This is a genomic window from Pseudoalteromonas sp., from assembly GCF_036960685.1.
Classification (GTDB): Bacteria; Pseudomonadota; Gammaproteobacteria; order Enterobacterales; family Alteromonadaceae; genus Pseudoalteromonas.
Genome location: NZ_JBALXK010000001.1, coordinates 67,839 through 92,354, shown reverse-complemented (window position 1 = coordinate 92,354; position 24,516 = coordinate 67,839). Strand labels below are relative to the sequence as shown.

At 38.2% G+C, this 24,516-nt stretch carries 17 protein-coding genes and 1 other RNA gene; 16 read left to right on the top strand and 2 right to left on the bottom strand.

Going from position 1 to position 24,516, the window contains the following annotated elements; genetic code table 11:
* The first annotated feature begins 53 nt into the window (after window positions 1-53).
* Both tilS and V7783_RS00415 read left to right on the top strand, forming a co-directional pair.
* The gene (gene tilS, locus V7783_RS00420; protein WP_335677053.1) at window positions 54-1,361 is read left to right on the top strand and encodes a tRNA lysidine(34) synthetase TilS; all 1,308 of its coding nucleotides are present in this window, start codon (window positions 54-56) and stop codon (window positions 1,359-1,361) included.
* On the top strand, window positions 1,358-1,696 hold the full coding sequence (locus V7783_RS00415; protein ID WP_335677052.1) for a hypothetical protein: 339 nt from the start codon (window positions 1,358-1,360) through the stop codon (window positions 1,694-1,696). The genes tilS and V7783_RS00415 overlap by 4 nt, the downstream gene beginning before the upstream one ends.
* Before the next feature lie 38 nt (window positions 1,697-1,734).
* On the opposite strand, the gene V7783_RS00410 is transcribed toward V7783_RS00415, so the two are convergent.
* Window positions 1,735-2,631, bottom strand: a complete 897-nt coding sequence (locus tag V7783_RS00410) for a GGDEF domain-containing protein (RefSeq protein ID WP_335677051.1) — start codon at window positions 2,629-2,631, stop codon at window positions 1,735-1,737.
* A 151-nt stretch (window positions 2,632-2,782) separates the two neighbouring features.
* Here V7783_RS00410 and V7783_RS00405 point away from each other — a divergent pair, with 151 nt between their 5' ends.
* Window positions 2,783-4,759, top strand: coding sequence for a cation:proton antiporter domain-containing protein (locus V7783_RS00405; protein WP_335677050.1), 1,977 nt, complete (start codon window positions 2,783-2,785; stop codon window positions 4,757-4,759).
* Between the two features lie 7 nt (window positions 4,760-4,766).
* On the opposite strand, the gene V7783_RS00400 is transcribed toward V7783_RS00405, so the two are convergent.
* A complete protein-coding gene (locus V7783_RS00400) occupies window positions 4,767-5,912 on the bottom strand; it encodes a patatin-like phospholipase family protein (RefSeq protein ID WP_335677049.1) in 1,146 nt (381 codons plus the stop codon).
* Window positions 5,913-6,083: 171 nt separating this feature from the next.
* On the opposite strand from V7783_RS00400, the gene V7783_RS00395 reads away from it, so the two are divergent.
* From V7783_RS00395 to cas6f, 13 genes are all read left to right on the top strand, one after another.
* Window positions 6,084-6,947 carry a DUF3014 domain-containing protein gene (locus tag V7783_RS00395; RefSeq protein ID WP_335677048.1) on the top strand — a complete coding sequence of 288 codons (864 nt, stop codon included), beginning with the start codon at window positions 6,084-6,086 and terminating at the stop codon, window positions 6,945-6,947.
* A gap of 131 nt (window positions 6,948-7,078) precedes the next feature.
* Window positions 7,079-7,175, top strand: an RNA gene (gene ffs, locus V7783_RS00390) — signal recognition particle sRNA small type.
* A gap of 133 nt (window positions 7,176-7,308) precedes the next feature.
* Window positions 7,309-7,938 carry a Tn7 transposase TnsA N-terminal domain-containing protein gene (locus V7783_RS00385; protein WP_335677047.1) on the top strand — a complete coding sequence of 210 codons (630 nt, stop codon included), beginning with the start codon at window positions 7,309-7,311 and terminating at the stop codon, window positions 7,936-7,938.
* Window positions 7,931-9,751, top strand: coding sequence for a Mu transposase C-terminal domain-containing protein (locus V7783_RS00380; RefSeq protein WP_335677046.1), 1,821 nt, complete (start codon window positions 7,931-7,933; stop codon window positions 9,749-9,751). Before V7783_RS00385 ends, V7783_RS00380 begins: the two co-directional genes overlap by 8 nt.
* Window positions 9,752-9,753: 2 nt before the next feature.
* Window positions 9,754-10,755, top strand: coding sequence for a TniB family NTP-binding protein (locus V7783_RS00375; protein ID WP_335677045.1), 1,002 nt, complete (start codon window positions 9,754-9,756; stop codon window positions 10,753-10,755).
* 90 nt (window positions 10,756-10,845) lie between these two features.
* Window positions 10,846-12,099: an SIR2 family protein gene (locus V7783_RS00370; RefSeq protein WP_335677044.1), complete on the top strand. Its 1,254-nt coding sequence runs from the start codon at window positions 10,846-10,848 to the stop codon at window positions 12,097-12,099.
* A complete protein-coding gene (locus V7783_RS00365) occupies window positions 12,089-14,068 on the top strand; it encodes an ATP-binding protein (RefSeq protein WP_335677043.1) in 1,980 nt (659 codons plus the stop codon). The genes V7783_RS00370 and V7783_RS00365 overlap by 11 nt, the downstream gene beginning before the upstream one ends.
* 158 nt (window positions 14,069-14,226) lie before the next feature.
* Window positions 14,227-14,553: a helix-turn-helix domain-containing protein gene (locus V7783_RS00360; RefSeq protein ID WP_335677042.1), complete on the top strand. Its 327-nt coding sequence runs from the start codon at window positions 14,227-14,229 to the stop codon at window positions 14,551-14,553.
* Between the two features lie 36 nt (window positions 14,554-14,589).
* Window positions 14,590-18,630: a hypothetical protein gene (locus V7783_RS00355; RefSeq protein ID WP_335677041.1), complete on the top strand. Its 4,041-nt coding sequence runs from the start codon at window positions 14,590-14,592 to the stop codon at window positions 18,628-18,630.
* Window positions 18,631-18,704: 74 nt separating this feature from the next.
* Entirely contained in the window at window positions 18,705-19,880 is a 1,176-nt protein-coding gene (locus V7783_RS00350) for a TniQ family protein (protein WP_335677040.1), read from the top strand.
* Between the two features lie 3 nt (window positions 19,881-19,883).
* Window positions 19,884-21,935: a type I-F CRISPR-associated protein Csy2 gene (locus V7783_RS00345; protein ID WP_335677039.1), complete on the top strand. Its 2,052-nt coding sequence runs from the start codon at window positions 19,884-19,886 to the stop codon at window positions 21,933-21,935.
* Window positions 21,935-22,963, top strand: coding sequence for a type I-F CRISPR-associated protein Csy3 (gene csy3, locus V7783_RS00340; protein ID WP_335677038.1), 1,029 nt, complete (start codon window positions 21,935-21,937; stop codon window positions 22,961-22,963). The genes V7783_RS00345 and csy3 overlap by 1 nt, the downstream gene beginning before the upstream one ends.
* Window positions 22,960-23,562, top strand: coding sequence for a type I-F CRISPR-associated endoribonuclease Cas6/Csy4 (gene cas6f, locus V7783_RS00335; protein ID WP_086999339.1), 603 nt, complete (start codon window positions 22,960-22,962; stop codon window positions 23,560-23,562). Before csy3 ends, cas6f begins: the two co-directional genes overlap by 4 nt.
* Window positions 23,563-24,516: the final 954 nt, after the last annotated feature.

Sequence of the window (24,516 nt, the reverse complement as noted above, 5' to 3'; positions counted from 1 at the left end):
AGCTATCAGCTATCAGCTTAGCTAACCAATCATCTATTTAGCGATTTTAATTCATGCATGCAACGTCTTTATATCAGCAAGTAAAAAACATCATCACACCTTATGTAGCAGAGCATCAATGTGCTTTTACAATAGCGCTTTCAGGTGGTGTTGATTCTGTGGTATTACTGCATGTTATGAATGCGCTTAAAGCTGAGATGCCACAGTTGCAATTAACGGCTGTTTACGTACATCATGGTTTAAGCAAGTACGCTGATGATTGGCAGGCCTTTTGTAAAAAGCTATGCGATGCGTTAGATATTACCTTTTATGCAGCGCAGGTAAAAATTGATCGTAAAACCCGCACCAGTTTAGAACAGCAAGCGCGGGACGCTCGTTACCAAGCGCTTGATCAACTCAGTCCAAGTGGCAGTATTATTTTGCTAGGGCAGCACTTAAATGATCAACTTGAAACGTTGTTACTGCGCTTGAAGCGCGGCTCTGGTTTGCAAGGTTTAACCGCAATGCGGCAAACGCGAATGCTTAGCTCTGGTCGAGAATGTGTAAGACCGCTGCTAAATGTTACTCGACAAGATATTGAGCAATTTGCTGCAAACTTTACGCTTGAGCATATTACTGACGACTCAAATAGTGATGAACGCTTTGATCGTAATTTTATTCGTCAGCAAGTTGTGCCACTACTGAGTGAACGTTTTAAAGGTTTTGAAAAAAGCGCCGTGCGAAGTGTAAATTTATTGCAGCAGCAACAAGACGTGCTCGACGAATACACCCTGCTAGATTTACAACAATGCCAAAACAATCAGCAAGGTCTAAGTTGCGCAAAGCTTGCAAACTACAGTGCAGCACGCCAAGCTAATGTACTACGCAGTTGGCTTGGCCAATTCACTGCACTTATGCCATCACAGCAGCAAACGTTACAGATACTCAACCAAGGTCTAACCGCACAAGCTGATGCCCAGTTACTTATTCATTTAGCGCACGGACAAGTGCGTCGTCATCAACAGTTTTTATATTTTGTGCGTGATACCGAAGTGCCGCTTAGCCAATTAGTAAACGATGCAGAGCTGTTACTGTCTGATGGACGCAGTTTGGTTCAATTAACGGGTGAAGGAATTAGAAAACCACTGCCTAATGAACAGGTCACAGTGCATTTTAACCGCCCACAAGCACGTATAAAACCACTTAAAAAACCGGGCCATAATACGCTTAAACATTGGTTTAAAGACGCTAAAGTCGCGCCTTGGCTGCGTGCGAGTGTGCCGCTTATTTTTTATAATGAACAATTAGTTTATGTAGTAGGGCATTTTATAAGTGCTGAACACTATCAACAAGAAGGTATATTTTGGAACATAAAAACATGAGCAAGCCACAGCCCCACGTTGGTTTATCGCTTGTTAATAAAGCACCATTAGGACTTGTGAGCACCGCATTAATCGCCATTATCGCCACGTTTATGTTTGATTTAGAGCTATTAACATTAGCTTATGCCAGTGCGGGAGGATTACTTTGCGCGGTGATATTAATTGCTTATTGGTTAGGTAAAGGCGGGATATTTTTTATTGTTGGGGTGAGCATTCCACTGCTCATGGTTATCATAATGCCTTTAGCTACCATGGCAGCTTTGTTGTATTTGGTCAGTGGCTTCTTTTTTGGTTTTTGCTTAGCCTTGCTCGGCTATAAGCTGACAGCTAAATAAGTATCTAATGCCTAGCGGGGGAACTAGGCATTAAAATATCAATAAGCTCTTGCGCAATTTCTACCAGCAGCTTTGGCTTTGTACAGGCCTTTATCTGCTCGGGAAAAAATTTCATTATCACAATCTTGACTACTTGCTAGCGTAAAACCTATGCTGGTGGTTACTTGATATTGTTTCATTAAACTAGATTCAGACACTAAGCGCATCACTCGCTGAGCGATCACTTTGTTAGTGGTAAATTCTGGATCATCAATTAATACCGCAAATTCATCACCACCAAAGCGAAACACAGAATCAGTACCACGAATACTACTACACAATACATCTGCAAATTCTCGTAATACATCGTCGCCAATTTTATGACCATAGTTGTCATTAACTTGTTTAAAGTTATCTAAATCTAACAACATTAAACTAAATGGGCGGTGATGGCGGCGGCAACGCTCTAATTTTTGTGCCAAAATATCATTAAACTGACTGCGGTTATTAAGCCCGGTTAAGGTGTCTTTAGTCGCGAGTTTTAGTACGCGGCTATACATTAATGCATTACGTAACGGATAGACTAATGCACTGTGTAAGCCAATTAACTTTTGTTCAATATTGCCTGTCAGCGGATACTGACAAAAATAGATAAGCTGGCCTAAATGTTCATTATTTATATCTAAATCAAATGAATAGGGCGGTTTACTATTATCACTATCGGCAATTTGAGCCACACCAAGGGATGATTGAAACTGTAACCCTGAAAAATTAATAATTTGTTTTGCATGCGCAGCGTAAATAGTCAGCAGCTCTTCTAAATTCAATGTCGTTTGCAACCTCTCAAGCAAACTATGAATAGCAGTAGGCTCATTATTACGGTAATGCTCTGCCGAAAACGGCAGAAACTCGCCACGTGCTGAGATCCGTTGCGTCAAAATATGGACATTTTCCACGGTTTTCTCCCCCTAGGAGTGTGTTGTTGCTTTAACTAAGCGATTTTTGTGCCACTATTCCAAACTGGCTGAAAAACAGATAGTTGCTATAGTTAATCTTGAAGTAGCTAAAATTTTGGCGGTATTGCGTCGGTAGAAAGAGGAGGTGTGTTTGCAAAGTGTGTTAGCGCAAATATTTGGCTTATTACTAGCTGCTGTGGTGCTGGTTTGGCTATTTAAACGAATTGGCTTACCGCCGATCCTCGCATACCTTGCTACTGGCGTTTTAGCCGGAGGCCATGGTATTGGCTGGATGGCGCAAAGTTATGAAATGCACTTTGTGGCCGAGCTTGGCATTGTTTTTTTACTGTTTAGCCTAGGACTGGAGTTTTCTTTTGGTCGTTTAATGGCGATGCGCAATATAGTATTTGGTTTAGGCACATTGCAAGTGGTGATCACCACTTTAGTGTTTATGTTGATTTTATTACTAATGGGTTTATCAGTTTTAAGTAGTTTTACTATTGCTACACTAATGGCGCTATCATCCACAGCGGTGGTAGTTAAATTATTAAAAGAATCCGGTGAGCTGAAACAGCGACGTGGGCAACTTGCCATCGGTATGTTGTTATTTCAAGATATTGCAGTTGTTCCTTTACTCATTACATTACCACTGCTTGCGCAAAGTAGTGGCTCAGAAGGTATAGCCTGGGCACTGACGTTTGCATTAACCAAAGGCGCGTTTGTTTGCCTATTACTGTGGGCTATTGGCAAATGGGTGTTACCCAAAGTCTTTAGTGAAGTGGCGTTAATGCGCACTGAAGAGTTATTTGTGTTAACCACCTTATTGGTTGCTTTATTTGCCGCAGGACTGACTTATTTATTTGGTTTATCAATGGCGTTAGGGGCTTTTTTAGCGGGTATGATGCTAGGTGAAAGCCAGTATCGGCACCAACTAGAAGCCGATATTAGGCCATTTCGCGATATTTTAATGGGCTTGTTTTTTGTCACCGTAGGCATGCAACTGGATATTTTATTTGTACTGGGTGTATGGTATTGGATAGTAGCTGCACTTGCGTTAATGCTGGTGCTAAAAATTGGCGTTATTACTTTTTTAGCGCAATTAATGGGCGAGCGAAAACAAGATGCTGTAGCTGCCGGTATTATGCTGTGGCAAATGGGCGAATTTGGTTTTGTATTAATTGCCCTTGCTACTAAGCATCAGTTATTGGCCTCAGATCATGCTTCATTTTTAATTGCTATTGCCGTTATGTCGATGGGCTTAACCCCTTATTTAATCGAGCGTACGCCTTGGTTATTAAAGCAACTTGGATTATTAAAAAACCCCCACAGCGAATGGCAGCAACAACCTAACAGCAGCACCTTGTATCATAACCATGTAGTGATCTGCGGCTTTTCGCGAGTTGGGCAAACGATAGCGCGGTTTTTAAAACCAGAAGCAATCGAATATGTTGCTGTTGAAAGTAACCCTATTCTTGTACAAGAGGCCAAAGCTGCCGGTGAGCCGATTATTTTTGGTCATGTAAAACAAAAAGATATTTTAAAATCAGCAGGGGTTGAACGGGCGCGATTAGTGATCATTACGTTTACGGACTTTGAGCATGCGCAAATTGTTATTGATGCGATCAAGCAAATAGCGCCGCAAGTAAAAATATTAGTGCGAATGCGCGACGATAGTCAGCTAGAAGCACTCAAAGAGCTAGGTGTAACCGAAGTAGTGCCAGAAACACTCGAAGCGAGTTTAATGCTGGTGTCGCATGTGTTATCTATGTCGGGCGTGCCGATGTCGCGTATTGTTAGGCGAGTAAGCAAAGAGCGGCGTAACCGCTATCAATTTTTACATGGCTTTTTTGCCGGTGATCAATTTGATAGCGAAGAAAGTAACGCCGAGCGGCTTGAGTATTTACACGTAATAGCACTGCCTGAACATGCTTTTGCAGTGGCTAAAAATATTAGCGAACTAGAGCTTGAAAAACGCCGAGTGTCTGTACGGGCGTTACGCCGCCAAGACCGTGAAATTGATAGCCCGTCGCAGCATACCATTTTACTCGCCGGGGATATTCTTGTGCTGCAAGGGAAACCTCGTCGAGTAGAGCGAGTAGAGCGTTACTTACTTGATGGCAACGAATAGGGAAAGTTTAATCTAACTCTAAAAACTCGCGTATTTGCGGCAATTTTTTAAGACCATCTTTATAGCCTATATCGATCAAATGCTGGGTATAGCGTTTTTCAAACAATAAGTAACTGGTTAAACTCGATTGTGAGCGCTTTTTAACCCCTATCATGCGCAGCAACACTTTAATTGCCAGTGGCATATCATCATAATACTGCGTGGCAATGGCATTAAAGTTTTCTGATGGATTGATCACAAAACTGTGTATTTGTTTCAGCTCTTGGTGTTTGTCACGCGCAGGCAGCAAGCCTAAGGTACGATTGATACGCTCTAAGCGCTCTAAATCGGATTGTAAGGTGTCGGTAAATACACTATCGAGCAAATGACCCGCAATAGACGATAACCCGGGAAAGTGAGCTAAATAGCCTGGTGGATGAGCTTCTTTGGGTTGCTCAACACCAATGATAAATATTTTTTCAGCACCCAAATGAACACTCGGACTCAGCGGTGACAATTGGTGAACAGAGCCATCGCCAAAGTAGTGGTTATGCACATTGACACTTGGAAACACCATGGGAATAGCACTAGATGCCATTAAGTGTTCAACGTTAATGCGAGTCGCTTGGCCTTCACGTTTAGCGCGCTGCCAAGGCGATTGCGTATTAGATTGAAAAAATGCCACAGAATCACCGGTGGTGTAACTTGATGCAGTGATTGACAAAGCATCTAAATAATTACGATGTAAATTACGTTCAATACGAGATAAATCCAAAATATTATTTAGCAACACCCGTAACGGTTGATTGTTCAATAAACTCGCGGGTGGGTGGTTTATGTGTTCAGATTGAAAACTGGTCAGTATATTACGGGCTAAATGACCAAACACACTGATAAAATCACTTTTATAAACCATTGAAGTAGAGAAGTTTTTCCAAACAGACTCCAGCTTACGGACTGCTAAATGCGCACACGATGCATAACTTGCCAAGGCCGCTGAGTTGATCGCTCCCGCAGATGTGCCATTAATGATCGTAAATGGTAAGGGAGCTGTGCGCGGCATACTCTGCGCAAGGGCTTTAAGCACTCCCACTTGATAGGCCGCACGCGCGCCACCGCCTGTTAGTAGCAGCGCGACTTTAGGTTTATCTTGATTGACCTGTTTGATTTTCATAGTTGCAATTAAACCGTTGAGCGTCTTTACTTTATTTATTAACTTTAAGTCTTTAAGCTAGAAGAATCAAAGGATACCTTAGCACTGAGAATAAAATTATCGCTAAGCAATGAATTATAGTAACTTAGGTAACTCTAAGTGTTGTGCATTTAAATTTTTTATGGAGTTCGTATGTCAGATCAATCACCACAGCCAGATACCGAAAAACGTCCATCAAATAACAACTTGCTGTTTGCAATCGGGGTGTTAGTCATCATCGCGTGCGTAGCAGGGTATGTTTTACTCAGTTCCGAAGACAAGCCACAGCCGATTGTTGAGCAAACAATTGAAGAGCCAGCTATGGCTGAATATCAAGCTCCAGAGCCCGAGGTTGCAGAGCCTGAAACGCTACCTGAGCCAGCAGTAGTGCCACGACCAGAGCAAAGACAGGTTGAGCCTGAGCCTGCTGTAGTACCCTTACCAACACTTAACGAAAGTGACACAGTTGTGGTTGCCAGCATTGATGATTACTTAAGTGATCAAGTGATGGGCTTGCTAGTAACTGAAGACGTTATTCGTCGCGGAGTGGTGTTTATTGATAACCTAGCCAAAGGTAAAGTTGCTGCAAAGCATGCACCGGTTGAACGTCCAGAAGAAAACTTTAGCGTGATTGAAGGCGATATTCTTACCATCGACCCAAATAGCTACGAGCGTTATACGCCATACGTAAAAATATTTACCAGCATGAGCGCAGCACAAATCGTGCGTTTATACGATGAGTACAAACCGCTTATTAATGATGCGTATGCAGAAATTGGCTATCAAGGTGATGCGTTTAATCAAACACTTGAAGAAGCGATAGACCTATTACTGGATACTCCAGAACCAAAAGGGGATATGCCGTTGTTACGTGACTCGGTGACTTATCAATACGCCTACTCAGAATGGGAACGCTTACCAGCAGCTCAAAAACAGTTGTTGCGCATGGGCCCAGAAAACATGAAAAAAGTAAAAACAGTACTGCGTAGCGTAAAAGCAGAGTTAGAGAAACAATAAAATCGTTTAAAAAACAGTGCGATTGTATGTTTAACATGCAATCGCACTTTCTTTTTGCGTTTACCCTTGAATAACACCACAAAAGTAGAGATAATCCTTCCCGCGCCAACCAAGGCCCTCAATGGTAGTCTTATTGGTCCTCTCGCAACACTAGCAGGCGAACCTGGTCAGGCCCGGAAGGGAGCAGCCACAGTTTGTGACGTGTGTGCCGAGATGTGGCTGGTAAGACTGCCACCCAAATTCCTCATTTGGGTGTTGTTTGAAGTATAAGTTGACATATTTGTACTAAAAGATGGCATAAATTGGAAGTATAAGGTGGCATAGTCTAGTATTTAACCAAATGGTTAGATGGTTGACTAACATGCACAGAAGAAAACTCAAACACTCTCGTGTTAAAAACCTATATAAATTTGCTAGTCAAAAAAATAAATCTACTTGTTTAGTCGAATCCTCTTTAGAGTTTGATGCTTGTTTCCATTTTGAATTTTCACCATCAATAGCCGCATTTGAAGCACAGCCACTAGGTTACGAATATGAGTTTGATAACCGTACTTGCCGTTACACACCTGACTTTTTACTTACCCATACAGACGGTACGCAAAAATTTATAGAAGTAAAACCACAAAGTAAAATTGCTGACGAAGACTTTCGTGCACGTTTTATTGAAAAGCAAACCATCGCTAAGCAAGATGGACGCGATTTAATACTGGTTACAGATAAACAAATCCGTGTATACCCAACACTCAATAACTTAAAGCTTTTACATCGCTACTCTGGCTTTCAGTCCTTAACAGAGCTGCAAGCATCGGTGCTAGAACTTGTTCAGCAATACGGCTCTATTAAAGTGGGCCAGTTAGTTAACTTTTTAAAAGTAACTGCCGGTGAGCTACTTGCTACGGTGCTACGCTTATTATCACTAGGGCAGTTATTTGCCGACTTAACTACAAATGAAATATCAATAGAAACAGCAATTTGGTCTAACAATGTTTAATGAGGGGCTGTTTGAAGATGAATTTAACCAGCCATTACCAAAAGTAGAAACCAAACCACCTCAAAATTACGCCAAAGATTTACAAGCCCTTCCTGAAAAAATTAAAACTACAACATTTGCTAAGCTTAAATATATTCAATGGCTTGAGGCTAATATTCAAGGCGGTTGGACACAAAAAAACCTTGAGCCTTTATTAAAATTAATGCCTGAAGTTGAGGGAGAAAAAAAGCCCAGTTGGAGAACAGCAGCACGATGGTATAGCGTTTATACCAATGCGGATAAAAATATAATGGCGCTAATACCAAGCCATCAAAAAAAAGGTAACAGAGAGCGTGATACAGCCACCGATAAGTTTTTTGAAAAAGCACTTGAGCGTTACTTAGTAAAAGAAAAACCATCAGTGGCTTCTGCTTATAAGTATTATGCAGATTTAGTTATTATTGAAAACGACAGTGTTGTGGGCAGTGTTTTAAAGCCTTTAACATACAAAGCGTTTAAAAACAGAATAGATAACTTACCACAATACGAAGTAATGATTGCTCGTTATGGTAAGCGCCTTGCTGATATTGCGTTTAATAAAGTAGAAGGGCATACACGGCCTACCCGAGTACTCGAAAAAGTTGAAATTGACCATACGCCACTTGATCTTATCTTATTAGATGATGAGCTGCATATCCCACTTGGTCGACCAACACTCACTATGTTAGTAGATGTGTATAGCCATTGTATTGTTGGCTATTACTTTAGTTTCAGTGAGCCCAGCTATGATGCAGTAAGGCGAGCAATGCTAAATGCCATGAAACCTAAAAGTGAAGTGGCAAAACTATACCCAGATACGATTAATGAGTGGAAGTGTGCAGGTAAAATTGAAACACTCGTTGTTGATAATGGCGCTGAATTTTGGAGTAACAGCCTTGAACTTGCTTGTGAAGAAATAGGCATTAATACTCAATATAACCCTGTCGCAAAGCCCTGGTTAAAACCCTTTGTAGAACGTATGTTCGGCACAATTAACACTGAGTTACTAGACCCGATCCCAGGTAAAACCTTTTCTAACATTTTGCAAAAACATGAATATAACCCCAAAAAAGATGCAATCATGCGCTTTACAACCTTTATGCAGCTATTTCATAAATGGGTAGTAGACGTTTACCATCAAGATGCCGACAGCCGCTTTAAGTACATACCTAGCCAATTATGGGAGCAAGGCTTTAATACGTTACCACCAACAATGCTGAGTAATGCTGATCTTCAACAATTAGATGTTGTGCTCAGTATTTCATATCATCGGGTACTTCGAAAAGGTGGTATACAGTTAGAAAATTCAAGCTATGACAGTACTGAATTAGCCAACTATAGGAAGCAGTTTAGCCACAAAGTATCTCAAGAAGTTTTAATTAAATTAAACCCCGATGATATCTCTTATATATATGTGTACCTCGATAAGCTAGAGCACTACATCAAAGTGCCATGTAAAGATCAAGACTATACCCAAGGTTTGAGTTTGAATCAGCATAAAATAAATATGCGCATTCATCGCGACTTTATTTCGAGCTCTATCGATAATGTAGGCTTAGCAAAAGCGCGTATGTTTATTCATAACAAAATTCAAAACGAGTTTGAAGCGTTAAAAAATGCGCCAAAACACTCAAAAGTAAAAGGGGGGAAAGCGCTAGCTAAGCATCAAAATGTTAGTAGTGATTCACAAAAATCAATCACGCAGAGCGAGCCAGTAGAACCTAAAAAGGTTACAACTAAAGAGCAAGTAACTGATAGCTGGGATGATTTTATCTCAGACCTAGATGGATTTTAATTATGCTGACCGATAAACAAAAAGAAAAGCTTAATGAATTTCGTGATGTATTTATTGAATACCCAATAATAAGCACGGTATTTAACGACTTCGACAGATTAAGACTTGGTAAAGGGTTAGCGGGCGAAAAGCCCTGCATGCTGTTAAATGGCGATACAGGCACAGGTAAAACAGCACTGATCAAGCAATATAAAGAACGACATTTACCGCACTTTATTAATGGAGTGATGAACCACCCCGTATTAGTAAGTCGCATACCTAGTAACCCGACACTAGAATCTACCCTAGCTGAACTTCTTAAAGACTTAGGGCAAATAGGCAGTACAGAGCGCAAACTACGAATAAACGGTACTCGCTTAACGACATCATTAATAAAATGCCTAAAAACGTGTGGCACAGAGCTTATAATTATTGATGAGTTTCAAGAGCTAATTGAGCACAACCAAGGTAAAAAACGCCGCGAGATTGCTAACAGGTTAAAATACATTAACGATGAAGCGGGTGTATCAATTGTCTTGGTAGGTATGCCGTGGGCAGAAAAAATAGCAGACGAACCTCAATGGTCATCGCGTTTATTAGTAAGGCGGCTGCTGCCTTATTTTAAGTTGTCAGAAAACCCAAAGCATTTTGTACAATTAATAATTGGCTTAGCCAATCGTATGCCATTCACCGAAAAGCCAAACTTAAGTGATCAAGCAACAGTTTTTGCTTTGTTCTCATTATCAAAAGGTTGCTTTAGAGCGCTCAAATACTTTTTAAATGATGCCGTACTTTACGCATTAATGGATAACGCGAAAACCCTCACGACCAAGCACTTAGTTAAAGCATTTGATGTACTGTTTCCTGATGTGCCAAACCCATTTACTTTGCCTGTTGCAGAAATTACAGCAAGTGAAGTCGAGCGCTACTCACTATACAAACCTGAAAGCGCCCAAGATGAAGATCCGTTTATAGCAACCAAGTTTACTGAACGGATGCCTATTAGTCAGTTGTTGAGGAAGTGAAGTGTTGGTTTATCAAATGAATCGAGTGTATGAAATTTGGAGTTACATGTGTTATTTATTGAATAGAAATATAAGAATAGGGATGTATAAATGAGTGAAGTAAATTTTCTATCGGCATTTATAAAAAGAACAGATGGAATTAAAAATCCAGAACTAATTAATATTGATGATCCTGAAAAAGGTGAAAATGAAAGTTACTTATCACTAATTTCAAGTATTAGTAACTTACTTGATTTTGATAACTTAGTTATCTTAGCTGGCTCTGGAACCTCATTAACATTTCAAGGTATTGCTCCAAGTATGGGGCAACTATGGGAAAAGTGTAAAGAACAAGATCCAGATAAATTTCAAGATGTTCTTGATGCAGTGAAATATGATGAAAACCAGAAAAAAAGAGATTCAAAAACAAATGAGCCGTGGAATGATATCGAATTATTATTATCATTGTGTGATCAATATATTGCTTTGTTTCCAAATGCAGCAAAAACCGGAGAGCTTACTTCTTTCTTAAATCAATCCAAAACAGTTATCTTAAACGAAACTAACTTTACAGATAAAATAAATTCAAATGATTGGTTTTCCCATGATAAATTCATCCGAACTTTAGGTCGAAGAAGTCCAAAGCAGCAAAGACTTAAATTATTTACAACTAATTATGATTTGGCATTCGAACATTCTGCTGCAAATACAGGTTTTGTAGTTGTAGACGGTTTTGATTTTTCATCCCCTAGTTATTTTAACCCTGCCTGGTATCGCTATGATATTGTTGATAGAAGTGGACACTCTAAAAGTCCAAATTCTTATATCCCAAATGTTTTTCAGCTTTATAAAATGCATGGCTCTGTTAATTGGACTCGTGAAAATGGGCGAGTTAAAAAAGTAGACTATAAAGCAAAAATTGATGAGCCTGTTTTTATTTACCCTAGTAGCTCTAAATATCAAACCTCTTATGATTCACCTTATTTAGATATGATGTCGTCATTTCTAAATAGCGTCCAACAACCTAAAACAGCATTAATATGCCTTGGTTTTGGGTTCAATGATAAGCATATCAATAATGCTGTGACGATGGCTTTAAGAACCAATGCGGAATTTAACCTTCTTATTGCAACAAAAGATTTATTTATTGAAAGCGGATCGTTTAATCCCGAGATAAGAGATTTGTTAGATCAGGCTATTCAACAAGGGGATAAAAGAATTTCATTAGTTGATGGTACTTTCGAGCAATTTTCCGAATTGCTACAAGAGCGTCGAAAAGAGACTCCAGAAGAAAAATTATTTAAAACCTTTGAAACAATTGCTGGAAATATTAACCCCAAGAAGGTGGGTGATAATGAGTTTTAATGAATGGTTTTCACCCTTTGATACTAATAGAAGGATTGGTAGTGTTATTAATATTTCGCCAGCAGAAATTACTGTCAATCTATCAGATGCTGGTTCTGGAGAAGCAAGGTGGTACTTAGGAGATCGTGTAGGCGCAGGTGAGGTTAATGAATTTGTATTCATTGATTGTGGCCAAACAGCAATACTAGGCCGGTTAGTTCAAGTTTGGCTAGATGGCGCTGAAAGGCTATCGGTAGATGCTATGACGATTGATAATGGTTTGAATAATCCTGTAGGAATTATTCAATTATTAACAAGTGTTAACCCAGCAACAGGAGTTATTTACCGTGGAATAAAAAATCACCCTAGACTAGGGAGCCAAATATACTCAGCTCACCCAAAATTAATATCTATTCTTGCTGAAGGAGACTCGAAAGAAAGTGAAGTAAAACTGAATATAGCAGAACTACCATATGATTCCGCCGTTAACATAACTGTTACACCTGATAAGCTATTTGCGAGGCATTGCGCGGTCTTAGGAGCTACAGGTGGTGGTAAAAGTTATTCAATGTCTAGGTTGCTTCAAGAAGTTCAGCAACATGGAGGGAGGGCATTATTGTTAGATCCAACAGGAGAGTACTCTGACTTAGATTGTGATACATATTATGTCGGTAATCATGAAAAAGCTAATCCTAATAATTCTGTTACCTTTCCTCATTGGAAGCTCCCTGAATCTGATATATTTGCTTTTTTGCGCCCATCAGCGCAGACACAAATGCCCAAGTTGAGTTCAGCTATACTGAGTCAGCGTATAGTGCGACGCTATAATAATAATTATGGTGATATAAAAGTTACTGATAATCATATTTTAGTTAAATCAGGTCAGAAAAAAGAACCATATAACAATGCATTAAACTTTATTGAAAAAGATTTAAAATCTGAAAGGTGGTGCTTTAAACATCTGGCAGAGCAAATAGCTCAAGAGTGTGTTTGGCCAACAGGAAAAAAGGCTGGTTCAGGCTACCCAAAAGAAATTGATGAGACAATATGGGGAGATCCTTCAGATAATGAACTGGGTTATTGTATGAGCCTTATATCGAGAATAAGAGCTTACTCTGAAAATTCCTATTTAAAGTGGCTAATTGACCCTGATATAGACCAAGATATACCTTCTCTTCTTGATAGCTATAGCTCTTCAAACTCAAACAATAAAATTTTGAGGTTAGACTTGTCAGCAGTACCTTTTGAAGCTAATGGACGCGAAATCCTTGTTAATGCTATTGGTCGTAAATTGATGGACTTGGCCAGGGATGGGATTATTAGCCATAGTAATCCGATGCTAGTTTTCATAGATGAAGCTCATCAGTTTCTCAATAAAACAATTGGTGATGAATCTAGCTCAATAAAGTTAGATTCTTTTGGCAATATAGCAAAAGAAGGTCGTAAATATGGACTGAATGTGGTTATCGCAACTCAGCGACCGAGAGATATACCTGAAGATGTATTAAGCCAGATAGGCTCTTTAATTGTCCACAGGCTTACGAACTTTCATGACCAAGAAGTGGTTAAAAGAGCTGTAGGTACAATGGATCAGAGATCTGCGTCGTTTCTTCCAACATTAAGTCAAGGCGAGGCTTTACTCCTAGGTATTGATTTTCCTTTTCCTATGACAGTTAAAATGAAAAAGCCAACAATTAAGCCAACATCTAAAAGTGCCGATTACTCGATGGCATGGAAACGAAAGGAAGTTAAATGCCGAATAGGAATTGTTGATTATTTGGAAATTCCAGATGAATTTACGGATGAATTTGAAAGTTTAGATATTGAATATATGCCTCAAGAAGGATCTACTGGTGATATGATTTATAGTTTTTACTTTGAAGTATCTTCTGAGGCCTCAACTGAGCTGCTTGAAATAATGGATTGGAAAATAGGGCAAGTGATTAGTGATATTCCTACTGAAATATTTGAAAATAATGATTTTAGTTAGCTTTACTTTTATTACTAAATGTAAATCATTATGGGCTTTAAGTAGTAACTTCACAGCAGAATTTTTGCCTTTACTTAAAAACTAAAATATCCTTAGTACACTTATAGGTTAGATACTAAGAGAATCTTAGCAAGATATAATTTATAGCTAAGGTTCACATGGAAACTCCAACACCTTCACGCCTAAAATCTGCAAGAAAAGCAGCTGGCCTTACTCAGCAACAGCTAGGTATGGCATTAGGCATGGAACCTAACACGGCTAGTGCTCGCATGAACCAATATGAAAAAGGCAAACATGCCCCTGATTTTTTAACCATGAAACGCATCGCTAAAGAGCTAGATGTACCAGTGGCTTATTTTTATTGTGAAGAAGATGACTTGGCTGAATTAATTTGCGCATGGGGTAAAGCAGACCAGCATGATAAGGCGAAACTGCTTGGTAGTATTAAAGCTTCCAAAATATCTTTAGGCTTAATTAAAGAGTAAATACCTTACTTTAATTTGTGAATATACAGAGAATCTATGACCTCAAATATTTATCTTCAGCGTACTCTTGAAAATGATGAGCAAATTTATGCTGAAGATGAACTCTTGAGTGTCTCTAAGTGCGTAATTATTTTAGCAGAACCAGGAGCAGGTAAGACTGAGTTTCTTAAAAGCTTAGCAAGTAAGGCTAATACTAACCCAGTCACTGCTAGCAAGTACTTGTATTCTAGTAAATTATTTAGGGATTTTCTTGTTATAGATGCCTTGGATGAACTATCCAAGATTGACAACTGTGGTATACACAAATTATTAGCTAAAGTCATCGAGTCAAAACCTGAAACTTTAATAATATCAAGTCGCTCAAGTGAATGGAGCAGTGACTCAGCACAAGCGGTTATAGAGTATTTAGAATGTGATCCTTTGGTTTTAAGGCTGAGGGAGTTTAATGAATTAGAGCAAAGGAAGATTTTTGATCACCACTTGCCTGATGAAGATTTTGATAATTTTTATACAGAAGTATCACGCTTTAATTTAGATGTTTTGCTTCCGAACCCTCAGTTTTTGAAAATGTTTGCAGATGCCTACATTGAAAGTAATCGAAAATTTAAAAGTAAAAGCTCTATCTTTGAAAAAGCAGTTGAGCACTTAGCTAAAGAGCTTAACCCTTCGGCAAAAAGAAGAACTGGAATAGATTTCCCGTATAAGAAAAAAATAGAGCTCGCTTCAGAAGTATTTTCTAAAACTCTTTTATCAGGTGCTGAAGGAGTAAGTGTTAGTGACTTATCAGAGGAATACTTATACCCCAATATCAATGCACTAATAAAAGCGGGCTTAGATCTATCAAGCATTATAGATTCTCGCTTATTTAAACTTGCAGATGATGTTGATCAACATCGAGCTGTTCACAAGATTATTGCTGAATATTGTGCCGCTCAGTATTTAGTAAAGCGAATACAGAGTAATCAAGATCCACTAACTTTAAGAGTTTGTAAAACAGTAATAGCTTCAAATAATATTGTTCGTGATGAATTGAGAGGAGTGCTTGGTTGGATGGCTACTCTCGGCGGGTTAGCGCTACAACATGAAATTATAAAGCTTGATCCTTATGCTGTGCTAGCTAATGGAGACCCCTCACAACTTGATCGCTCATCTAAAAGGTTACTTTTATCACAGTTAACACAAATTGAAAAAAATGACCCGTATTTTAGAAGAGGTGATTTTTGGCGGCGATACAGTACAGTTGGTTTTTTTGGTAAAAATATGGCTGAAGATATTAAGCCAATTTTAGAAAATAAAAATGATGGGCATTTACGAGATTTAGTATTAACTATAATCAAAGAATCTCAGGTTATTGAGCACTTAATTCCTAATCTCAGAAACATACTATTCGATCCTAATGAGAGATTAGATACTCGAAGGCTTGCTATGGAATGTTTGTTTTCGCTTATTGATGTTGATGATATTAAAATACTCGAAACATTAATATCCGAGTCTAGTAATACCTCTCTAAACATCGCAGCTAAAGGAATTGAATTCTTAGGTGCTAATTCTATTGATTTAGGCATACTAAAACGCTTCTTTCGAGCATGTTCAAGTCTCTACCCTACTGAAAAAACCTCAATAGATGATAGACGGTTACAAGGCAATCGATATTTCATCAATAAATTGGTATGGACTTTAAGTGGTGAAAATACAGAACGATTATTAAATTTTTTAACCGATGAGTTAACTTGCAGTTGTGGTAAAGAGTACTATGAATGTTTTTGTAGAGACGGGATAAGCAAGCTTGTAGGTAAATTGCTCGATCATTACTTTGATATTACTAGCCTCCCTTATAATCCAGAACAGATATGGGGGTGGCTAAAAAACTTAAATTATCACAGGGAAGGAAGTGAAAATTTCTGTAAGTCTGTAAAAGCAATTAGAGAAAATAAAGACTTAAGACAAGGACTTTTTAAAACCGCTTTCTTTGGTATAACTGAACGTAAAATAATCTACAATCTTAAACAAAGTAGGTTTGAAACAGATTGCGGTGCGCATTCTGGATTATGTTTTTCCGCTGATGATACTGAATACCTAATCAATTTAGCATTTGAAGAAAATAATTTAGCACTGTGGTCAACCTTTATAACGAGGCATTTTTACTTCCAGCACAACAAGCTTCAGTTGAATAGTCATATACGCAGCATTATGCGTAAACAAGCTAATCAAAAGCTAGAATTTATGCGAGAGTGGGCAAAAGCAAATAATACAGATTACTCTATTGGATTACAGATACGAAAACGAAATTCGAAGTCTAATAGACTAGATAGAAAGAACAAAAAATGTGAGAGCCAAAATCGTGCAGACAACATTAGCTTTATTCAGAGAAACCGCGCTTTAATCGAATCTGGAGGGCATTTCGGGTGGTTAGTTAATTTTTCAGAGTGTTTGTTATTTGAACCTGAAAATATACAAAAAGAGTTTGGTGATGAAGAGCTAATGAGAACTTCATTAAAAAACTGCACTAGCCTGATTGCTCCCGATGTACCTAACTTACAGAAACTTGCGGAGTTGAGGAGTCAATCGCAGAGGTTACATGTTGAAACAGTTTTGTATGCTTTGTGCTTAGAAACAATACGTATGGAGGGAACTCTAGACAATATTAGTAAGCAAATACTTTCTGCCGTGAAAACTAGATGTAATATTTATTATGACGCAGTAACTGAAGATGAACGTGGTCTTCTTAAGTCTGAAATTGATCGTTTGTTATTTCCTGATGTAACTTCCAAAGAAAATTACTTAAAAGAGTATGTTGAGCCTCAATTAGACAAGTTTAAATGCGAACACCCCGAAGTAGAAGTACTAAGAGACGATGAAATATTTAGTGATTTTAAAGCCAATTTACCCTTAGAGTGGTTAAACAAGTATTCTAGCCTGAGCTATTATGCGTTGGATATTTTATTTGATTTAGCCGTTCATTATGGTGATAAAGAACAGCTTAAAGATTTGATCTTAATTCGTTGCGATGAATGGCTGGGTCGAATTGAATCACCCCATATAGATAAGCCTGAAGAGAAAATCATACAATTCTGGTTTTTAAGAGCTTTTTATTTTTTGGATTTATGCGATTCCCAAAAGTTTTTTTATTTCCTTACCCAGAAGAAAAGCTCAATATTTTTATTCGAGGGAATATCAAGTAGTTTAAACTCCGGAAGCCGCGATACTTTTCCAAGTTTATCTAGCGATAAAATATATTTATTATTAGATCGCTTTATTGAAGATTGGCCACAAGTTAACTTGCCTTCCTTTTATGGCACCTCTAGCCCTGACGGAGAAAGAGCATATCGATTTCTGGTTGATATATCTAGGCAAATTGAATTGGACGCTTCTGAGAGAACAATTCATATTATTGAACAGTTAATTGAGGACTCTCGTTTTCAGGTTATGCGCCAAAATCTTAAAAGTATGAGAGCAAATCAAATTCGTGCTTTAGCTATGAGAAACTTTATTCCTCCAAATATTTCAAAGGTTATAGACCTTTTGGATAATTGTGAGATTGTTACAGTTGAAGGACTTAGAGATAGAGTCTTGTATGAGCTAGATAAATATCAAAAAGATATTAAAGGTGGGGAGTTTAACCCTGGAAATCGTTTTTATTCGCAAGGCGGAGTTCGACTTGACGAAGTTAGCTCAGTAGAAATTATTGCAGAGTATTTGAAGCCTCGCTTAGAAGCAGACAGCATAGTTATCAATGCAGAGCATCAAACAAAAGATAAAAATAGAATTGATATTACTGCTTCCAAAGTAATGGATGGTATTCGAAGATTACTTGTGATTGAAGCTAAAGGGCAGTGGCATACAGAACTGTTTTCAGCAGCAGGAAACCAACTGGCTGAAAGATATTCAATTCATCCTGACGCTGAAGGACAAGGTATTTATCTTGTTATTTGGTTTGGGGCTGAAGAAAAGGTAGCGAATAGAAAGCAGCATGGCTTGAAAAGCGCAGATGAACTTAAAGCAAAATTAGAAAATGACTTACCTAAAAATCTTGTAGGGCTGATTGATATATTTGTTTTAGATGTTTCAAAAGATTAATTTCTCTTTAAGCTTGACCTAAGTATTACTTTTAATCTAAACCTAAACTAAGATTTTCTTAGTTTAGGTTGGCGATGCATTTTTTAGTTCAAACAAAACCTTACCCAGATGAGGCGCTTGAAAGCTATTTACTAAGGCTTGCAAGAGATAACTCGTACAATGGCTATAGTGAGCTTGCTGATATTTTATGGCAATGGCTTGTAGAGCAAGATCATGAGCTTGAAGGTGCTTTGCCGTTAGAGCTGAGTAAGGTTGATGTTTATCATGCTAGGCAAGCAAGCAGCTTTAGAATTAGAGCGCTTAAGTTGGTAGCTCAATTAGCTGATGTAAACGCTGGTGATATTCTTGGACTTGCATGGCGGCGCAGTAACTTTAAATTTGGCAACCTAGCAGCAGTAAGCCGTAATGAGCTGACTATTCCCCTTGAACTACTTCGCACTGATAACATACCTGTTTGCATTGAATGCTTGTCTGAGTCTTCATATACTCCTTTTTATTGGCATTTAAAGCCCTATAAAGCGTGCCATAAGCATAAAGCACAATTAACCATACATTGTAGTGAGTGCCATAACTTAATTGATTACAGAGCTTCTGAGGCGTTTTTAGAGTGCGGTTGTGGTTGTGAACTAACCAGTAGTGAACAGTTAAACGATGCAGACTTTAAAATTGCATTTGCGCTTGCAAGTAGTAACAGCCATAAAATAGTGGGGTTGATATCGTGGTTTGCGAAGGTTAAGCAACTTGATGTAAGCGATGCTCACTTTAACTGCGCTTTTGTTGATTACTTTAGTACTTGGCCTGATGGCCTTACCTTTGAATTAAACTTACTCACAAATAATGCGCGTCTCAGGCAACTCAACCCTTTTAATAAAACTAAGTTCAACTTTGTTTATGGCGATTTAATCCGTGATGGTCAAATAGCTGCAACAAGTAACCATAAAAACAAAGTTCTTGATGAGATTATTAATTACTTTGTCGAATTAGTTGATAGTAATCCTAAAGCTAAACATCCAAATATTGCTGACTTACTGCTTTGTACTTTTGATGCCGCAGTATTATTAAATACCACTACAGAGCAAGTTTACAGACTTCATCAAGAAGGCTTTTTAAACTGCGCTTATCCACAAAAAAAGCACGAACAGCTCAGAGCTGATAGCCATGTTTTTTATTTACGCCAAGTAATTGAACTACAGCAAGCATTCGCAGCTGAAAAGCCTCAAACAAAAAAACAATTTATAGCGCCGTGGTAACTTATGAGCTTACAAGATGCATTTGCAATTGAATTATTGAAAGAAAAAACCACAGCCATTAGAAAGTTGTTTGCTCCATACATGCCTCATGTTGCGGTAGATGGATTTGAAGAACAAGCGCTGACTGTACTCATTAACCTAGTTTATAAGCGAAGTGAGATTGATGATTTAACAAGTGTAAGAACTGCTAAAAGTGTATTACGCGATGAAGTGTTATTAAGTAAGTGCATTAACGAAGTTAAATGGTTTCATACTCATAATTTAAAATACCCCGACATACGAGTAAGCCATCAACGTTTAATTAGTGAAGTTGTAAGTGAAGATATTGCGGGTATTTGTAGCCGGTCATTACCTTTAAGTTTTGGCTGGTCGCACAATAGTGCTGAAATTAATCATGCAAAGTTATTTTTAACCTCGTTTAATTGGCAGGGCGAAGTGACTTGTTTAGCAAAGTTATTAATAACTGAAGAGCCTGTTTGGATTAATTTAATAAGAGCATACGGGTTTACTAAAAAGGCAGTTTTAGATATCGCGGGTAAAATAAAACAGCAGTTGCCAGTGGCAGAGCTCCCATTAGAAGTAAGTTCTTTTTCACCACAATTACAAATACCATTTCAGCAAAGCTACCTTGTGGTTACGCCTGTAGTAAGTCACGCAATGCTGGCTAAAATTCAGCAATTAACAACAGGTCGTAAGTTAAATTTTGCTTTAGTTGAGCACTCAAGGCCAGCCAATGTCGGTGATTTAGCAAGCTCAGTAGGCGGCAATATAAGAGTGCTTCGTTACTTCCCTAAAACATATTCAAAGGCTATTAACCACTCTAAAGTAGCCAATTATGATATTGAGAAAGCATTTAAAATTCGTGCGCTATTAAGTAGTCAATTTCAACAGGCGCTTTTGGTATTGGTTGGTATTAAACAGTTTAATACGTTAAGGCAAAAGCGATTAGCGCGAGTCGCGGCTATTAGGCAAGTACGTGTTAGCTTGCAGTTATGGCTTGATAACATTCTTGAAGCTAAAAATAACGCGCAAAACCAAGCTTACCCTGAGTGGGCAAAACATTACTTAGATCAGAGTATTACTAACTGTATTAGCCAATTTAGTAACATACTAAATGAGAGCCTAGGTACTTTAAGTAAGCTCAAACGCTTTGCATATCACCCTAATTTAATGGGGTTGTTTAAAGCGCAGTTAAACTATGTGTTTACTCATTGTGTAGCTGAAGAAGAAACATTAAAAGATGAGCAAATAGTGTATGTACATTGCCAAGATATGCGAGTGTTTGATGCTGAAGCAATGGCTAACCCGTATATTCAAGGTATGCCGTCACTTACTGCTTTAAATGGGCTTGCGCATAACTTTGAGCGTAAGCTAAAAAACTTTATAGACCCTTCAATTAAGTGTATTGGCAGTGCTATTTACATTGAAAACTATCAATTACATACAGGTAAACCATTACCTGAGCCAAGTAAGTTAAAACAAGTTGCTGGCCGTAGTCATGTAATAAGATCTGGAATTATCGATAAACCTAAATGCGACATAACACTCGATTTAGTATTTAGGCTTTTTGTACCAAATGCTGAGCTTTTAGATAAGTTGAATAGTCAGCTTATAAAGCCCGCACTACCATCTATGTTTGCGGGCGGGACTATGCATCCACCTTCGTTATATCAAAATATTGACTGGTGCAATTTACATACTAAACCAAGTGAGCTGTTTAAAAATATAAAGGTAAAATCGTCAAATGGCAGTTGGTTATACCCTTCAAAAAAAGTAGCTAAAAGTTTTGAACAATTGATAGATGCGCTTAACGGTAACTTTAATTTAAGACCCGCTGCAATTGGCTTTGCTGCGCTCGAAGAGCCTGTAAAGCGAGATGCAGCCTTACATGAATACCATTGTTATGCTGAGCCTGTAATCGGGTTGTTAGAGTGTGTTAGCAATACATCAGTAAAGTACGCAGGCGCTAAGCAGTTCTTTCATGACGCATTTTGGGTTATGGATGTTCAAAAAGAGTCTATGCTTATGAAAAAGTCTAAGTTTGAGTATGAATAATGCAATTACCTCGGCACTTAAGTTACACGCGTTCGCTCTCACCCAGTAAAGCAGTGTTTTTTTATAAAACACCGGAATCAGATTTTGAACCGCTACAAATAGAGCAAAATAAATTAGTTGGGCAAAAGTCAGGGTTTGGCGATGGGTATCAAAAGCAAAATATGGCTAAAAATTTAGCGCCACAAGATCTTGCGTTTGGGAACCCACAAACAATCGATGTGTGCTACGTGCCTCCAACAGTTAATGAGCTATTTTGCCGTTTTTCACTCAGGGTTGAGGCCAATAGCAATGAGCCACATGTTTGTGATGACCCTAAAGTTATTTATTGGTTAAAACGTTTTTTTGAAACCTATAAAAAGCACAATGGCCTTAATGAAGTGGCAACTCGCTACGCTAAAAATATACTGATGGGCAACTGGCTTTGGCGCAACCGCCAATCACCAAATGTTGATATTGAAATCCTCACAGAACATTTAGACCCAATAATTGTTGAAGGTGCACAAAAATTAAAGTGGCAGGGCAATTGGCAAAATAATCAAACAGCACTAATAACATTATCAGAAGTTATTCAAGAAGGGCTTAGCAACCCTCAAAGCTACTGTTATTTAGATATAACCGCCAAAATTAAAAATGCATTTAGCCAGGAGGTTCACCCAAGTCAAAAGTTTGTAGATGCTGTTGAACAGGGCATGTCATCTAAACAACTTGCGTACACCCAAGTGGGCGATAAAAAAGCAGCAAGTTTAAACTCACAAAAAGTAGGGGCTGCTATTCAAACTATCGATGATTGGTACGAGGGAGGTTACAAACCTTTACGCACTCACGAGTATGGCGCAGATAAGCAAATATTAGTTGCACACAGAACACCTAAGACCCATTCAGACTTTTATTCATTACTTCCGCGCATTGCTTTGCATATTAAGCACATGGAAAAGCATGGTTTAGAGCAAAGTGAAGAATCAGACGCAGTTCACTTTATTGCGGCAGTGTTGATCAAAGGCGGCTTGTTCCAAAGGAGTAAAGGTTGAAGCGCTATTATTTTACCATTACTTATATACCTAAAAATTGTGATGTAAGCCTTCTCGCAGGGCGTTGTATTGGTATTTTGCATGGGTTTGTGAGTTCACGTGAAATAATTAATATTGGTGTGTGCTTTCCTAAATGGAATGAGCAAACAATAGGTAATCAAATAGCGTTTGTATCGACAGATAAAAAGCAATTAACCAATCTATCTCAGCAAAGCTATTTTGAGATGATGACTCATGATAAGTTATTTGGCTTATCAAAAATACTCGAAGTACCAGTAAACCAAAGCGAAGTCATGTTTGTTCGCAACCAATCAGTAGCCAAAGCATTTGTTGGTGAAAAGCAAAGACGATTGAAACGCGCTAAAAAGCGAGCTGAAGCTAGAGGGGAGGTTTACAACCCTGAATATAAATTTGAGGCAAAGGACATAGGCCATTTTCATTCAATACCTGTATCAAGCAAAGGCAACGGGGAAAGTTTTATACTTCATATACAAAAAATTGAAAATACTAATGCGGTAGGAAATCAATTTAATAATTATGGCTTTGCTACAAATCAAACATTCCAAGGCACGGTTCCCTCTTTGAATACCCTTTTTTAATAGTTTTAAAACACTCTTTTAATTTTCAATGAGTTATCTGATTGATTGAAAATAAGGGTAAATAATTTAAATTCATTTAACAGTTTGGTATTTATAGAAATTTAAACTATTTTTAATAGTGAACTGCCGAGTAGGCAGCTGGAAATTGAGTACGTAAAAGAGCTGACTGCTCGACTTAGTGAACTGCCGAGTAGGCAGCTGGAAATATAAAAAACGATACATAGCGCTAATATATATTGTGAACTGCCGAGTAGGCAGCTGAAGTTAGGCCGGGAAGTGAATAACCACAAATTGTGACTTTTTACTGCCGAAAAGGCAGAGGCTAAATAGAGAAACCCCAGTAAACGCTGGGGTCTTTTTAAGCGTTAAAACTTTGTTTGATGCCATTAATAACGTTCCTAAATAACCTTCTACCAGCAGTTGTATTTACAAATGTTAAAGGTGTTTTAGAGCTAAATTGTAAGGATCATGTATTTAACCATTTATTCCATCGTTCAATATTTTCAAAGTGATCAATACAAGTTGATGCGAAATGAGCCAACTCAAAGGTCTTTTCACTCAAAGTTGTATTTAAACGTTAATGCTCTTTTTTATGACGTTCGAAAGTTCTAGTATTTGTACCAATTGCTTTAGCAAAGGATTGTATATCCCAACCTAACTAAAGCCTAAACTTCTCAACACTCTTTATATCTAAACCACGCTGAATTAATTCAATTTCATCTAAAGGGTTTGAGCTTAAATTAACTTTTCTATTGCTGAGTATATCTACAAATTTATGATTAGCACTAGGTTGAATATCACTAGGCATACATACCTCAAAGCCAGAAAAAGTTATATTTACTAATAGCACTTCTGTTACCCAGCGGATAGTCGGGTTAGAGCGATAACCGGACATTGAGAGTGGCTAAATCTAAAAGTTAATTGATTGGTCAAACTGCTCTTTGCTCATATATT

Coding starts and splice junctions, on each gene's coding strand:
- tilS (WP_335677053.1), top strand. CDS start 54: ATGCATGCAACGTCTTTATATCAGCAAGTAAAAAACATCATCACACCT.
- V7783_RS00415 (WP_335677052.1), top strand. CDS start 1,358: ATGAGCAAGCCACAGCCCCACGTTGGTTTATCGCTTGTTAATAAAGCA.
- V7783_RS00400 (WP_335677049.1), bottom strand. CDS start 5,912: ATGAAAATCAAACAGGTCAATCAAGATAAACCTAAAGTCGCGCTGCTA.
- V7783_RS00395 (WP_335677048.1), top strand. CDS start 6,084: ATGTCAGATCAATCACCACAGCCAGATACCGAAAAACGTCCATCAAAT.
- V7783_RS00385 (WP_335677047.1), top strand. CDS start 7,309: ATGCACAGAAGAAAACTCAAACACTCTCGTGTTAAAAACCTATATAAA.
- V7783_RS00380 (WP_335677046.1), top strand. CDS start 7,931: ATGTTTAATGAGGGGCTGTTTGAAGATGAATTTAACCAGCCATTACCA.
- V7783_RS00375 (WP_335677045.1), top strand. CDS start 9,754: ATGCTGACCGATAAACAAAAAGAAAAGCTTAATGAATTTCGTGATGTA.
- V7783_RS00370 (WP_335677044.1), top strand. CDS start 10,846: ATGAGTGAAGTAAATTTTCTATCGGCATTTATAAAAAGAACAGATGGA.
- V7783_RS00365 (WP_335677043.1), top strand. CDS start 12,089: ATGAGTTTTAATGAATGGTTTTCACCCTTTGATACTAATAGAAGGATT.
- V7783_RS00360 (WP_335677042.1), top strand. CDS start 14,227: ATGGAAACTCCAACACCTTCACGCCTAAAATCTGCAAGAAAAGCAGCT.
- V7783_RS00355 (WP_335677041.1), top strand. CDS start 14,590: ATGACCTCAAATATTTATCTTCAGCGTACTCTTGAAAATGATGAGCAA.
- V7783_RS00350 (WP_335677040.1), top strand. CDS start 18,705: ATGCATTTTTTAGTTCAAACAAAACCTTACCCAGATGAGGCGCTTGAA.
- V7783_RS00345 (WP_335677039.1), top strand. CDS start 19,884: ATGAGCTTACAAGATGCATTTGCAATTGAATTATTGAAAGAAAAAACC.
- csy3 (WP_335677038.1), top strand. CDS start 21,935: ATGCAATTACCTCGGCACTTAAGTTACACGCGTTCGCTCTCACCCAGT.